The sequence below is a fragment of the Brevundimonas kwangchunensis genome (assembly GCF_039523815.1).
Taxonomy (GTDB): Bacteria; Pseudomonadota; Alphaproteobacteria; order Caulobacterales; family Caulobacteraceae; genus Brevundimonas; species Brevundimonas kwangchunensis.
The window spans coordinates 151032-164258 of record NZ_BAAAGA010000001.1 but is presented as its reverse complement, the minus strand read 5'-3'; the positions used below and the strand labels follow the sequence as shown (position 1 = coordinate 164258).

Genomic DNA, 13227 nt, shown 5'->3' with positions numbered 1-13227 from the left:
GGGCGAGCGTCAGGCTGAATGCCTGGCCATGCAGTCCTCAAGCAGTTTGCGGGCGAATTCCTTGTCGGGCGCCGCTTCGAGCTCAGCGGCGAGGCGCTGGCTTTCGGGCGTGACCTGCTGAAGCCATGGCACGCCGCCGTTGGCCTGGACGAGGCGCAGCATCCGCGCGTTCATGTCGTTCGCCAGTGCTGTATCCGAAGATGCCGCAGCGCCGGTGCTCGCCAGGCTGAAGATGGTCAGGCAGTGGACCGGATCGGCGGCGTTCCAGCGGCCGGTCTGCTGGCATCCCGCCAGTGCTCCGACCAGGACCAGCACAGCAGCCATGACACGCATCCAAGTCTCCCGACAACAGCCTGCCCATGCTGGCCGCCGGGGATGAAGGGCGGGTTAGCGGAGGACGATCAGCCCCTTTTTCCGCCCGCGCAACAGAAGAACGGCTCCGGTCACGGGCGCCACAATCATCGCGGCGGATGCAGGATGGGAGACCCACGAACGAGCCGGATCGCCGAAGGGGTCCCCATCATCGGCCATCTTCGCACCCACGGGATCGATCAGCGCCAGAATCTCCAGGGCGCCGACGGCGGTCGCGAACAACAGCAGGAGTATGGCGATCAAGGCCCGCATCTGCGCTCCATGAGACTGTTCCCGAGGCTATCCCTTCCGGCTGGGTCCGTCACCACGCCCATGTCCGAAAACCGCGAGCGTTCGACCGTGTCCCGACCTATGGTCCGGCCATGGAAAACGCCAGCGAGCTCGATCAGGAGGCCTGCTACCGCGCCGTGCTGACGCGCGACGCGCGGTTCGACGGCCGGTTCTTCGGCTGCGTGAAGACCACGGGCATCTACTGCCGTCCGGTCTGTCCGGCGCGGACGCCCAAGCGCGAGAATATGGTCTTCGTCGTCACCGCCGCCGCGGCCGAGGAAGCCGGCTTCCGCGCCTGCCTGCGCTGCCGCCCCGAGACCGCGCCCGACATGGGCGCATGGCGCGGCACCTCCAATACCGTCAGCCGCGCCCTGACCCTGATCGAGGCCGGCGCGCTGGACGGCGGCGATGTCGACGCCCTTGCGAGCCGTCTCGGCGTCGGCGAGCGCCACCTGCGCCGCCTGTTCCGCCAGCATCTCGGCGCCGCTCCGGTCAGCGTGGCCCAGACGCGGCGTGTGCTTCTGGCCAAGGCCCTGATCCACCAGACAGACCTGTCGATGGCCCAGGTGGCGCTGGCCTCCGGGTTCGGCAGCGTCCGTCGCTTCAATGAGACCTTTCAGGCCCTGTACGACCGCCCGCCCTCGGCCCTGCGCCGGCATGGCGAGCGGGCGCACGAGGGCGGGGTGATCCTCAGCCTGCCATACCGCCCGCCCTACGACTGGGACGCGATGATGGCGGCGCTGGCCGCCCGCGGTGACGCCGTCGAAGGCGCATGCTGGCGCCGGCCGCTGGATCGCGTCGTCGACGGCGCGGAGGGACAGGTCAGCGTCGAGCCCGCCGGGCCGGGGCGCGTCTCTGTCTGTGTCGAGACGGCCGAGCTGAAGGCGGTGCCGGGCGTGCTGGCCCGCGTGCGCCGGGTCTTCGACCTGTCCGCTGACCCCGAGGCCATCGCCCGCGACCTGTCGACCGATCCGGTGCTGGCGCCGTTGCTCGCCGCCCGGCCGGGCCTGCGCCTGCCGGGCGACTGGATCGACCAGGGCGCCGAGCCGCCGAACGACCGACTGAACGACGACAGCCTGACACTGCGCGCCGAACGCTGGCGGCCATGGCGGGCCTATGGGGCGCTGCATCTGGCCATGGCCGGCATCTGCGGCGCCGATCCAAAGGAGAACGACGATGCGCAACGCGCAGCCTGAGACCCTGACCCTCGACCGCCTGACCACCCCGGTCGGCGAGGTGCTGCTGATCACCGGGCCAGAGGGCGCTGTGCGGGCGTTGGACTTCGTCGGCTACGAGCCGCGCATGCATCGCCTGCTTGCCCGCCACAGCCCCGGCGCGATTCTCACCGACGGCCGCGCGCCCGAGCCGGTGCGCAAGGCCGTGCTGGCCTATTTCGACGGGGATGTCCGGGCGCTCGACGCCTTGCCGGTGAAGACCGGCGGCACCGAGTTCCAGAAGTCGGTGTGGGCCGCCCTGCGCGCCATCCCGATCGGAGAGACCCGCAGCTACGGCCAACTCGCCGCCGCCATCGGCTCACCGAAGGCTGTCCGCGCCGCCGGTTTGGCCAACGGTCAGAATCCCATCGCCGTCATCGTCCCCTGCCATCGTGTGATCGGCGCCAACGGGACACTGACGGGCTATGCGGGCGGGCTGGAGCGCAAGCGCTGGCTGCTGGCGCATGAAGGCGCGCTCATCGCCTGAGGTCTTGCGTTTCCCAACAGTCGGCCTACATTCGCCTTCGACTTATGCTAACTTTGAGCATAAGTAGGGAGTGCATCAGATGGCGGACGGAATGTTCGGACTGTCGAAAGAGCTTGAGCGGGAAACCGCGCCGGTGTGGGACAAGGTCAAGGACCATGTCACGCCGATGGAATGGCCCGCTCAGGCGGCGCTGATCAGCGAGATCAATGCGCTGAAGAAACAGCGCGACGCGGTCATCCTGGCCCATAACTACATGACGCCCGAGATCTTCCACGGCGTGGGCGACTATGTCGGCGACAGCCTCGGCCTGGCCAAGGAAGCGGCCAAGTCGAAGGCCAAGGTCATCGTCCAGGCCGGCGTGCACTTCATGGCCGAGACCTCCAAGATCCTCAGCCCGGAAAAGACCGTCCTGATCCCCGACCTGCGCGCCGGCTGCTCGCTGGCGTCCTCGATCACCGGCGCCGACGTGCGTCTGATCAAGCAGCGCTACCCCGGCCTGCCGGTCATCACCTATGTGAACACCACGGCCGACGTGAAGGCCGAGACCGATATCTGCTGCACCAGCGCCAACGCGGTGCAGATCGTCGAATGGGCGGCGAAGGAGTGGGGCGTCGATCGCGTCATCCTGATCCCCGACGAGTATCTGGCCCGCAACGTCGCGGCCCAGACCACGGTCGGCATCATCGCCTGGAAGGGCCACTGCGAGGTGCACAAGCGCTTCACGGTGCAGGACATCGCCGACATGCGCGACGCCTGGCCGGACGCCGAGGTTCTGGCCCACCCCGAGTGTCCCGAAGAGATCCTGCGCGCCGCCGACTTCGCTGGCTCGACCGCCGCCATGACCGACTATGTCGAGCAGCGGAAACCGAAGCGGGTGGTCCTGATCACCGAGTGCTCCATGGCCTCGAACATCAAGGGCGACGTGCCCGAGGTCGAGTTCGTCGGCCCGTGCAACCTGTGCCCGCACATGAAGCGGATCACGCTGGAGAACATCCGCGACTGTCTGCTGAACATGCAGTTCGAGGTGACGGTGCCCGAGGAGATGGCCGAGCGCGCCCGTCTTGCTGTTCAGCGCATGATCGATCTGCCGCCGCCGGCCGTGCCGGCGCGCTACGACCTGATCCGCGCCCGCCACCATGTCGATGTGGAGCTGATCTGATGCACTACGTCCCGCCGGTCCGCGCCGTGGCGTCGGTCGACCGGAAAACCCTGCGGCTTATGGCCCTCCTGGCCTTGTGGTCGCGGGCGGACAAGGCCAGATCGAAGGCATGAGCGACACCGACCTGCCCCCTCGTTCCACGCCGCGCCGCGGCCCGTGGGATTCCCGTCCTGAAGACGCCGTTGCTGCACAGGCCGCGCCGGTCGAGACCGCCCGCGCGCAGGCCGACGAGCCGCCGCTGGACAAGGGTCAGCATCCTGCCTGGGCCATCGCCTCGACCCTGCTGCTGGGCGCCTTCATCTGGTACCTGACCGGCAGCCTGATCATGGTCGTGGCGCTGCTGTTCGGCCTGTTCGTGCATGAGTATGGCCATGTGCTGGCGATGAACCGCCTCGGCATGGGCCCCGCGCGCATCTACATCATCCCCTTCCTCGGTGGTCTGGCGAAGAGCCAGCGCCTGCCGCAGAGCGAGTGGCACGGCGTGCTGGTCTCGCTGGCCGGCCCCGCGTTCGGCCTGCTGGCCGCCATCCCCTTCTACGGCCTGTATCTGGCGACCGGGCAGGGCGCGTGGCTGCAGGGCGTGTTCGTCGTGGCCTTCCTCAACCTGATCAATCTGGCTCCCGCCCCGCCGCTGGACGGCTCCAAGGCGCTCGGCCCGGTGCTGGCCCGCATCCACCCGATGGTGGAGATGGGCGTCATGCTGGCCATCGGCGCACTTGTCGTCTTCTGGGGCATCTCCAACGGCAGCTGGATCTTCGCCGCCTTCCTCGCCATTGCCCTGATCGGCCACCTGCGCCGCGGCGCCTGGCGTCCGGAAGGGCGTCAGTTGACGTGGAAGGAGGCCGGCCAGTCGGTCGGCCTGTTCATCCTCACCGCCATCGCCTGTGCGGCCGTCGGCTTCTCCGCCCTCGTGCCCGGCGCGCCGAACGCCGCCGAGGCCTTCGCGCACGGCGCCGGCATCTTCGAGTTCAATCGTTGAGCATCCTTCGTCACGACGGCCCCCTGATCATCGGCGGCGGTCTGGCCGGCCTTTCGGCCGCGCTGGAGACCGCGCCGCGCAAGGCTCTGGTCGTGACCCCGGCGCCGCTGCTGGAAGCCTGCTCCTCGGCCTGGGCCCAAGGCGGCATGGCCGCGGCCCTGACCATCGACGACAACCCGACCCTGCACGCCTCAGACACCGGCGTGGCCGGCGCCGGGCTGGTCGATCCCGACGTCGCGCGCACCCTGACCTCAGCCGGGCGCGAGACCGTCGAATGGCTGGCCGAGATGGGCGCGCCGTTCGATCGTGACGAGGACGGCGATTTCGCCGTCAGCCTCGAGGCCGCCCACTCCACCGCCCGCGTCGCGCGGGTCGGCGGCGACGGGGCTGGCCGGGCTATCCTGTCTGCTCTGGTGACCTCCGTCCGCGCCTCGCCCCATATCGAGGTCTGGGAGGACGGACGCCTGCGCGGCCTGATCCAGGACGCGACCGGCCGGGTGCGCGGCGCCCTGATCCAGCGTGGTGATCGGACGGTGCAGGTGCTGGCCGACGCCGTGGTGCTGGCCACCGGCGGCGCCGGCGGCCTGTTCGCCGAGACGACGACGCCCGCCGCCCTGATGGGCGAGGGCATGGCCTTGGCCTTCGCGGCCGGGGCGCAGATCGTCGATCCCGAGTTCGTCCAGTTCCACCCGACCGCCATCGACGTCGGCCTGGACCCCATGCCGCTGGCCACCGAGGCCCTGCGCGGGGAGGGCGCGCGCCTGATCGACGGACAGGGCCGCTTCCTGCTGGGGGAGGACGACGACGCCGACCTGAAGCCCCGCGACGTCGTCGCCCGTGCGGTCCACGCCGCCCGCGCCTCCGGCCGCGGAGCCTTCCTCGACGCCCGCGCGGCGGTCGGCGCTCATTTCCCGACTGCCTTCCCGGCCGTCTTCGCCGCCTGCATGCGCGCCGGAATCGACCCGCGTGAGAGCCCCATCCCCGTCGCCCCTGCCGCCCACTACTGCATGGGCGGGATCGCCGCGGATCCGGATGGCCGCACCAGCCTGCCGGGCCTGTTCGCGGTCGGCGAATGCGCCTCCACCGGGGTGCACGGCGCCAACCGTCTGGCCTCCAACTCCCTGCTGGAGGCCGCCGCCTTCGGCCGTCGCACGGGCCGCGCCGCCGCGGCCGAGCGAGCGGGAGAAGGCAAGACGATCAAGCCGGCCGTCGCCGCCGACTTGTCCGACGGCGCCCGCGCCGAACTGCGCCGCGCCATGAGCGACCACGTCGGCGTCATCCGCGACGCTTCCGGCCTGTCTCAGGCCTTTGCCCTCATCGACCGGCTGGAGCTCCAAACGCCGGGCGCGCCGGCCCTGACTGCCGCCCGCCTGATCGCCGCCTCGGCTCTGGCGCGTGAGGAAAGCCGCGGCGGCCACTTCCGCGCCGATTTCCCCGGGACCGCCGAAGCGCGCCATACCCGCCTGCAACGGGACGCCGCTGCGGCCGTCCTCGCCGCCGAGTGACGGAGCCTGCGATGATCCGAGCCCTGCCCGATATCGTGATCGAGCCCGTCGTGCGCATGGCGTTGGCCGAGGATCTGGGCCGCGCGGGCGACGTCACCGCCGCCGCCTGCATCCCCGAGGGCGCGCGCATGAAGGCCGTCTTCGCCGCCCGCAAGCCTGGCGTGCTGGCCGGTATCCGCTGCGTGCCTCTCGCTGTACTGGCGCTGGACCCGAACGCGACGATCTCGCTCAAGCTGAACGACGGCGACGCCTTCGGGGGCGGCGCGGTTCTGGCCGAGGTCGAGGCCGACGCCCGCGCCTTCCTGTCGGCCGAGCGGACGGCGCTGAACCTGCTGGGCCGCCTCAGTGGTATCGCCACCTTGACGCGCGCCTATGTGGACGCCGTCGCCGGGACCAAGGCCCACATCGCCGACACCCGCAAGACCACGCCGGGCCTGCGCGCGCTGGAGAAACACGCCGTGCTGTGCGGCGGCGGTCTGAACCATCGCTTCGGTCTGGATGACGCCATCCTGATCAAGGACAACCACGTCGCCGTCTGCGGCGGGGTGGGTGAGGCCGTGCGCCGCGCAAAGGCCGCCGCCGGTCATCTGATGAAGGTCGAGGTCGAGGTCGACGGGCTGGACCAGCTGGCCGAGGCTCTGGCCGAGACGCCCGACGTCATCATGCTGGACAACTTCACCCTGCCGATGCTGCGAGAGGCGGTCGCCCTGACCGCCGGCCGCGTCGTTCTGGAGGCTTCCGGCGGGGTCAATCTGGAGACGGTGCGCGGCATCGCCGAAACCGGCGTGGACGTCATTTCCGTCGGCGCCCTGACCCATTCGGCGGCGTCGCTGGATATCGGTCTGGACGCCATCTAACGGCGAAATCTCGGAACGACCCCGGCGTCGGGCGGTTCTCTAACCGAGAGGAGACCCGTCATGACCCATGCGCCACGCATTCCGAAAGAGCAGCGCAGCTTCGCCAATCGCGGTGGAAAGAGCCTTGAAGAGGCTCAGATGGATCGTCGCGATCTGCAGACCGGCGCACAGTCGGGTCAGCCCGGCGACGCGGACGTCAATCTGGATACCCAAGGCCGCTACGGGAACCTGCGTCAAAACATGACGACGCAGTGGAAGACCCAGGAGCGGTGATTACGAGGCGGTCGGCGTCGCGACTTCGGCGCTGGCCGGCTGGGCCGCCGCGATCGGCTGAATCGAAACGGCGGGCTGGCGCGGCGTTGCGGCCGCAGGACCTGTCTGACGCGCGGCTGATGTGGCCGGAGCGGGCTGGCGCGTAGCCGGTGCAGTGGTGGGCTCCGGAGCTTGCGCGCCTTCCTGCTGGACCAGCAGGTTATAGGCGATGGCGCCGGCCTCGCGTACCGGACCCGTCGGATCCATGCTGGCCTGCACCAGACGCGGCTCATCCGAGGCCAGCGACGGGCGGGCGGCATAGCGGAACGACGAGCTCGAGCCCGCACGGCCGCCGAAGCGATAGAACAGGTGATCGCCGACCTGCGTCACCCGCACCAGCGAAGCGCCCCACGACGGGGAGACGGCGGTTGTGTGGAAGTGGGTGGCGTTGCCGACCGGCGCGAAGACCGAACCGGACAGGGCCGAGGAGGCCACGTCGCGGGCGCGGTCCCAGGCGGCGCGGTTCACGCGGCCGCGCATCGCGCCGCTGCAGGTGAAGCTGAACTGGCAGCCGGTGCTGCGGGCCGAGCCTTGGAACACCACGCTGCAGACCGATTTCGGGAAGGCCGGGTGGCGCACCCGGTTCAGGACCACCTGAACCACGGCGCGCATGCCGTCGCGGCCTTCGCCGCGCGCTTCGTAATAGGCGGCCTGCGTCAGGCAATCCAGGTCGCGCGAGGCGTCCAGCGCATTGCCCAGACGGAAGGGCTGGGCGGCCGGGCCGGTCAGGCTGACGCGGCGAAGGCCGGCGTCGCGCTGGCTGCGCAGTTGTTCGAGACGGGCGGTCAGCAGTTCCGCCTGACGATCGCGCTGGGCGCTGCCGGCGACCATATAGGGATCATGACGACGCGCGATCGTCAGCGCGCTTTCGTCCAGTCCGCCGGCCGCGGCGGCTAGCGCTTCCTCGGTGAAGCCTGCGGCCGTTGCGCCCTGGATGCGCTCGGCCTGAGTCCGCAATGTCGAGGCCTTGGCTGCCGCGCCGCCCAGATAGGCGCCGCCGACGGCCAGTCCGACCAGTGCGCCGAAGGCCGCTGCTGCCGCGCCCGGGCGAATCCGGACAATACGGTCGGCAGAAGACGTCGCACGCGACTGCGAGGGGCTCGACAAAGGCTCAATCCTGTTCGGCAGGGCGCAGTGCCGCCCCCGGGTAGTCTCGCCGCCGGAGCCCTGTTTCAGGGACTTTCCAGCTGCAGTACCGACGCTCGGCGAACAGGCCTGCCGTCGGGGACGCGCCTTAAGCCAGCCGTTTGTGGCGCGAATGTGGTTGATTCGCAAGATTCCGCCTGTGGGCAGAATGTGTCGCACGTTGCGGTGCATTCACAAGTTTACGCATATGCGAGATGTTGCAAACTACATCAGTCGATGCGGCCAATACCGTATTTCACATCATGGACATGACACGAACTGGTCGCGTTCCAGTCTGTAGATGATTGTCCGATGGCTCGGACATTTTAATCGCGGTACGAAAATGCCGGTCGAACATCTCTGGGTGGTGCATCGGAACCGGATTCGCCACGGCTACGTTTCGAAGTCTCCAGTCCAGGAGAACATCGTCATGAAACGCCTCGCCACCGCCATCGTATTGTCCGGCTTGAGCCTTGCCGCAGCCGCCTGTGGACATTCCATCGAACAGAAGGCCGCCACCGGCGCGGTCGCAGGAGCCGTCGTCGCGGGTCCGGTCGGCGCCGCCGTGGGTGGCGCAGCCGGCACGGCCGTTGGTCAGGCCCAGCGTCCGCGCTGACCCAACGGCCACAGTTCGCCGGGCGCGGCGTCTGCCGCGCCCGTGCAATCTTGCTTTTTGACCCTATATGGGGTTAGCGGACCCCGCGCTTGGGCTGAGCCTGCTCGCCCAACACCTGCCAAGCGCTCGCGCATTACGTCCGCGCATCTGAAATCATCAAGGATACGACGACCCCTCGCATGAGAGATCTGAAACAAACCGGCTTCAACGACCGCATCTCCGCCCAGAAGGACGCCAAGGCCGCCCTTCTCGCCAAGTTCAAGCCAAAGGCCGCTGCTCCGGACCCCGAGTTCGAGAAGCTGGCCGAGAAGCGCGCCGCCGAGAAAGAGGCCCTGCGCCAGCAGCACGAACTGGCCAAGGCCGAGCAGCGGCGCGAGAAGGCCGAGAAGGAAGCCGCCCGTCTCGCCGAGAAAATGGCCGCCCAGGAAGCCGTGGACGCCGAGAAGCGCGCCGCCCGCAAGGAGCGCAAGCAGCTGTCCAAGGAAGAGCAGAAGGCCGCGCGCGATGCTCGCTACGCCGCCCGCAAGGCGCGTCAGCGCTGATATCGACTGACCGCCTGGCCGGTGACGGTCAGGCGGTCGCCGTCTCCTCGCCCAGAGCCTTCGCCAGTTCCTCGCCCGAATAGGGCTTGCGCAGGAATGGCCACGGCGCGCCCTTCAGCGCCTCGTCCACATCGTCGCCGGCATAGCCCGAGGTCAGGACGATCCGCATCGTCGGCCAGCGCTGCGCACATTCGCGCGCCAGCTCGATGCCCGTCATGCCGCCGGGCATGACCACGTCGCTCAGCATCATGTCGAACGCCTCCCGCTCCAGCGCTGTCAGCGCCTCGGGCGCGGTCTCTGCGGCGGTGACGTCCATCCCCATCGACTGAAGCAACTCCAGCGCGATGGCGGCGACACCCGCATCGTCCTCGACCAGCAATAGCTTGCGTCCGGCTACGGCCTTGACTGCCTCCGCGACGTCCATCTGGTCCTCGACGACGGTCTCCCCCGCCGCGATGGCGGGCAGATACACCCGGATCTCCGTCCCGCGCCCGACTGTGGAAGCGATGCGCACCCCGCCGCCGCTCTGTCGCGCGAAACCATAGACCTGGCTCAGCCCAAGGCCCGTGCCCTTGCCGATCGCTTTGGTGGTGAAGAAGGGCTCGAACACCCGGCCCATGACGTCCGGATCCATGCCCGAGCCATTGTCCGACACGGTCACGCAGATGTAGTCGCCGGCCCCGACCTCAGGCACCTCTCCGGGCGCGACCGGGCAGGACAGGGTCTGGACCGTGATCTTGCCGCGGTCGCCCAGCGCGTCGCGTGCGTTGACCACCAGGTTCAGCAGCGCCGCCTCGAACTGGGCCGGGTCCACGTTCACCCGCGCGCCGCCGCGCTTCAGCTTCAGCTTCAGATCCACCGCCTCGCCGACGGCGCGCGTCAGCAGCGGCTCGCCCTGCCGGATCAGGGCGTTCAGGTCGGTCGGCTCAGGCCGCAGGGCCTGACGACGCGAGAAGGCCAGCAGCTGGTGCGTCAGGCCTTCGCCGCGCCGCGCCGCCGCCAGCGCCGCATCGCCCAGCTTCTTGATCCGCGCCGTATCGGTCGGCTTGCGCAGCATCATGTCCAGCGCGCCGATCACCACGGTCAGCAGGTTGTTGAAGTCGTGCGCCACGCCGCCGGTCAGGCGGCCGACGGCCTCCATCCGCTGGGCGTGCATCAGGTCGGCCTCGGCCTTGGCCTTCTCCGCCAGCGCCTCGCCGACCCGCTCTTCCAGCAGTTCGTTGATCCGCTTCAGGTCGTCCTCGGCCTTCTTGGCGTCGGTCACGTCGATATTGGCGCCGACATAGCCCTGGAACTGGCCTGTCCCGTCGAAGCGCGGAATGCCCTCGCAGCGCAGCCAGCGCGGGCCCAGCTGCGGATGATCGACCTCCATCATGGCTTCGTAGCGATCGCGATGTTGGACGGCAGTCAGGAAGTCGGCGTACAGCGCCTCCAGCGCATTGGCTGTCATGATCGACTGCCAGGCGTCCGGCAGGTCGGCATCCCTCTGCACGCCGAAGAAGGTGCGGAAGCGACGGTTTGCGAACATGATCTCGCCCGCCTCGTCCGTCATCCACATCTGGGCGGGCGCACTGTCGGCGATAGTGCGGAAGCGGGTCTCGGACTCCAGCAGGCGCGCCTGGGCCTCGCGGATATCGGTCACGTCGAAGGCCACGCCCACGAAGCCGAGCACCTCGTTGTCCGGCCCCAGCCGCGGCCGCGAGAAGGACTTCAGCCAGCGATACTCGCCGTCGTGCCGCAGATAACGGGCCTCCATCGAGAACGGCTGGCCCGTGCCCTCGCCGACGATGGACTCGCTGATGATCCGCTCGTGGTCGTCGACGTGGATGACCTCGCGCCAGTCCGCCAGCCGCGCGGCCTCGTAGCCGCCGCCGTTGAATGCGACATAGGCCTCGTTGACGAACTCGCGCACGCGGTCCTGCCCGGTGACCCAGATCAGCACCGGGGCGGTATCGGCGATGGCGCGGAACCGCTCCTCGCTCTCGCGCACCGCGCCCTCGGCCCGCGCCCGTTCGATCTCGGTCCATGTCCGCGCGGCGACATCGCCCAGCAGCTTAACCTCGGCGTCGGTCCAGTCCCGGACCTCGGCGTTGTGCACATAGAGGAAGGCCCGCAGCCGGCCGGCGCGGATCAGGGGCGCGCGCATCAGGGCTCGCGTTTGCAGACGCTCGAACACCCCGACCGCGTCCCGCGTCCGCGGGTCGTTCTGCACGTCCGCAATATGGATCAGGCGTCCTTCGGCCAGATCGGAGATGAGGTCCGCGCCCAGCTCCGACAGGCGGAACTGCCCCTGTGCGCTGACCACGCCGGCGGTCCAGTCGCGGCTCATCGAGACCAGCCCGCGCTCCTGATCCACCTCGCCATAGCCGACCCGGTCGACCTTCAGCTCGGAGCCCAGCGATCGCTCGACCTCGGCCATGATCTCTTCGGGCGTCGACAGGTCGCGGATGCGGTCGTTCAGGCCCAGCAGGAAGCTCTGGCGCCGCTGCTGCCGCTCCAGCGCCTCGATCGCATTGCGGGTCTCGGTGATGTCGAACGACATGCCGACATAGCCGAGGAACTGGCCCATGGCGTCGAAGCGCGGGTTCACGCCGACCTTCATCCAGCGCCAGGCCCCGTCGGCCCGCTTGAAGCGCGCGTCGAAGCCGTAGGGCGAATGGTCGATCCGCGCCTCCGCCATGACCTTTAGCACGCTGGTCTGGTCGTCCGGATGCATGGTCAGACGCCAGGCGTCGCCGAGGATGTTCTCCGCGGGCTCGCCATAGAACTCGACCAGTGCTGCGTTGACGAACTCCACCTCGGCCTTCGCATTGGTCATCCAGACCGGGGAGGGGGCCGTGTCGGCCATCAGACGGAAGCGTGTCTCGCTCTCGCGCAGCGCCGCCTCGGCCGCCTTGGTAGCGGTGATGTCGACGACCACGGCGATGTGGCCGGTGATCCGCCCGTCTCCCATGGTCAGCGGCCGCAGGCTTGTCAGCGCCCAGACCGTGCTTCCATCCGGGCGGATATAGCGCTTCTCGATCTCGCCCTCGCCGCCGCTGCGGGCGGTGTCCAGCACCGTCAGGGTCGAGTCGATGTCGTCTGGATGAGTCACGTCGCGCGTAGTGATGCCGATCGCCTGCTCCGGCGTCAGACCCAGAATCTCTGCGAAACGGGCATTGGCGCCGGTCACCCGGCCCTGCAGGTCCACGCGCGCGATTCCGGCGGATGCCTGCTCCACCATGGCCCGCAGCTCGGTCTCGGTTTCGCCGATGCGTGTGGTCGAGGCGCGGAGGGCGCGGTTCGTGCCATCCAGATCCCGCAGCGTCCGTCGTAGTGACGCCGCCAGAATGGTGCTCAGTGCGCCCACTATGACAAAGGTCGTCACACCGATAATCAGCGTTCTTACGTCGAACGCGATCATCCCTGCGGCCATGAAGGTGGCGATCAATACGCCGCCAATCGTGCCGGTTACGATCGCCGTATAGCCCGCGATCTGACCCGCCCGCAGCGCCGCAATCAGGACGGCGGGAAGCATGATGGTCAGGCCGCTGGCTCCACCAAATATGGGCTGAAGCGCAATGCGCAGCAGGACGCCGGAGGCGCCGCACAACAAGCCCGTGAGCACCGCGTGACCGATCCGGTCAGCGTTGGACAACGCCAGTCGCCTGAAGAACGCGTCCGCCCCCAAACTCACCCACCCCCGTACGCGCGCATGTCGCGCGATCTGTTGCAACGCTTCGGCGACGCGCGCGTTCCCGCTTCTCGCCGATCGACACGATAATGGTTCAGCTGCCCCCGCAGACCCTT

At 69.0% G+C, this 13227-nt stretch carries 13 protein-coding genes; 9 read left to right on the top strand and 4 right to left on the bottom strand.

Annotation, left to right across the window (positions count from 1 at the left end):
* Positions 1–9: 9 nt before the first annotated feature.
* Together ABDZ95_RS00880 and ABDZ95_RS00875 are read right to left on the bottom strand one after the other, a co-directional pair.
* Positions 10–324, bottom strand: coding sequence for a hypothetical protein (locus tag ABDZ95_RS00880; protein WP_343788936.1), 315 nt, complete (start codon positions 322–324; stop codon positions 10–12).
* A gap of 63 nt (positions 325–387) precedes the next feature.
* Positions 388–624, bottom strand: a complete 237-nt coding sequence (locus ABDZ95_RS00875) for a hypothetical protein (RefSeq protein ID WP_343788933.1) — start codon at positions 622–624, stop codon at positions 388–390.
* Between the two features lie 110 nt (positions 625–734).
* On the opposite strand from ABDZ95_RS00875, the gene ABDZ95_RS00870 reads away from it, so the two are divergent.
* The 7 genes from ABDZ95_RS00870 to ABDZ95_RS00840 all read left to right on the top strand — a co-directional run bounded on the left by ABDZ95_RS00870 (position 735) and on the right by ABDZ95_RS00840 (position 7116).
* Complete coding sequence (locus ABDZ95_RS00870) at positions 735–1838, top strand: bifunctional transcriptional activator/DNA repair enzyme AdaA (protein ID WP_343788930.1); 1104 nt, start codon at positions 735–737, stop codon at positions 1836–1838.
* Positions 1819–2343: a methylated-DNA--[protein]-cysteine S-methyltransferase gene (locus ABDZ95_RS00865; RefSeq protein ID WP_343788927.1), complete on the top strand. Its 525-nt coding sequence runs from the start codon at positions 1819–1821 to the stop codon at positions 2341–2343. The genes ABDZ95_RS00870 and ABDZ95_RS00865 overlap by 20 nt, the downstream gene beginning before the upstream one ends.
* 79 nt (positions 2344–2422) lie before the next feature.
* Positions 2423–3502: a quinolinate synthase NadA gene (gene nadA / locus ABDZ95_RS00860; RefSeq protein WP_343788924.1), complete on the top strand. Its 1080-nt coding sequence runs from the start codon at positions 2423–2425 to the stop codon at positions 3500–3502.
* A 109-nt stretch (positions 3503–3611) separates the two neighbouring features.
* Positions 3612–4481 carry a metalloprotease gene (locus tag ABDZ95_RS00855; protein ID WP_343788919.1) on the top strand — a complete coding sequence of 290 codons (870 nt, stop codon included), beginning with the start codon at positions 3612–3614 and terminating at the stop codon, positions 4479–4481.
* Complete coding sequence (locus ABDZ95_RS00850) at positions 4478–5986, top strand: L-aspartate oxidase (RefSeq protein WP_343788916.1); 1509 nt, start codon at positions 4478–4480, stop codon at positions 5984–5986. The genes ABDZ95_RS00855 and ABDZ95_RS00850 overlap by 4 nt, the downstream gene beginning before the upstream one ends.
* A gap of 11 nt (positions 5987–5997) precedes the next feature.
* Positions 5998–6843 (top strand): carboxylating nicotinate-nucleotide diphosphorylase, encoded by an 846-nt coding sequence (gene nadC / locus ABDZ95_RS00845; RefSeq protein WP_343788913.1) that lies wholly within the window; start codon positions 5998–6000, stop codon positions 6841–6843.
* A gap of 60 nt (positions 6844–6903) precedes the next feature.
* Positions 6904–7116, top strand: coding sequence for a hypothetical protein (locus tag ABDZ95_RS00840; RefSeq protein ID WP_343788910.1), 213 nt, complete (start codon positions 6904–6906; stop codon positions 7114–7116).
* Here ABDZ95_RS00840 and ABDZ95_RS00835 read toward each other — a convergent pair whose 3' ends face one another.
* Positions 7117–8262 (bottom strand): cell wall hydrolase, encoded by a 1146-nt coding sequence (locus tag ABDZ95_RS00835; RefSeq protein ID WP_343788907.1) that lies wholly within the window; start codon positions 8260–8262, stop codon positions 7117–7119.
* A gap of 448 nt (positions 8263–8710) precedes the next feature.
* Between ABDZ95_RS00835 and ABDZ95_RS00830 the strand changes: the two genes are divergently transcribed.
* Both ABDZ95_RS00830 and ABDZ95_RS00825 read left to right on the top strand, forming a co-directional pair.
* Positions 8711–8896, top strand: a complete 186-nt coding sequence (locus ABDZ95_RS00830; protein ID WP_343788904.1) for a hypothetical protein — start codon at positions 8711–8713, stop codon at positions 8894–8896.
* Between the two features lie 179 nt (positions 8897–9075).
* Positions 9076–9438, top strand: a complete 363-nt coding sequence (locus tag ABDZ95_RS00825) for a DUF6481 family protein (RefSeq protein ID WP_343788901.1) — start codon at positions 9076–9078, stop codon at positions 9436–9438.
* Positions 9439–9466: 28 nt separating this feature from the next.
* Here the strand turns inward: ABDZ95_RS00825 and ABDZ95_RS00820 are convergent, their stop codons facing one another.
* Positions 9467–13075 carry a PAS domain S-box protein gene (locus ABDZ95_RS00820; protein WP_343788898.1) on the bottom strand — a complete coding sequence of 1203 codons (3609 nt, stop codon included), beginning with the start codon at positions 13073–13075 and terminating at the stop codon, positions 9467–9469.
* Positions 13076–13227: the final 152 nt, after the last annotated feature.

Coding starts and splice junctions, on each gene's coding strand:
- ABDZ95_RS00855 (WP_343788919.1), top strand. CDS start 3,612: ATGAGCGACACCGACCTGCCCCCTCGTTCCACGCCGCGCCGCGGCCCG.
- ABDZ95_RS00840 (WP_343788910.1), top strand. CDS start 6,904: ATGACCCATGCGCCACGCATTCCGAAAGAGCAGCGCAGCTTCGCCAAT.
- nadC (WP_343788913.1), top strand. CDS start 5,998: ATGATCCGAGCCCTGCCCGATATCGTGATCGAGCCCGTCGTGCGCATG.
- ABDZ95_RS00870 (WP_343788930.1), top strand. CDS start 735: ATGGAAAACGCCAGCGAGCTCGATCAGGAGGCCTGCTACCGCGCCGTG.
- ABDZ95_RS00875 (WP_343788933.1), bottom strand. CDS start 624: ATGCGGGCCTTGATCGCCATACTCCTGCTGTTGTTCGCGACCGCCGTC.
- ABDZ95_RS00830 (WP_343788904.1), top strand. CDS start 8,711: ATGAAACGCCTCGCCACCGCCATCGTATTGTCCGGCTTGAGCCTTGCC.
- ABDZ95_RS00825 (WP_343788901.1), top strand. CDS start 9,076: ATGAGAGATCTGAAACAAACCGGCTTCAACGACCGCATCTCCGCCCAG.
- ABDZ95_RS00880 (WP_343788936.1), bottom strand. CDS start 324: ATGGCTGCTGTGCTGGTCCTGGTCGGAGCACTGGCGGGATGCCAGCAG.
- nadA (WP_343788924.1), top strand. CDS start 2,423: ATGGCGGACGGAATGTTCGGACTGTCGAAAGAGCTTGAGCGGGAAACC.
- ABDZ95_RS00865 (WP_343788927.1), top strand. CDS start 1,819: ATGCGCAACGCGCAGCCTGAGACCCTGACCCTCGACCGCCTGACCACC.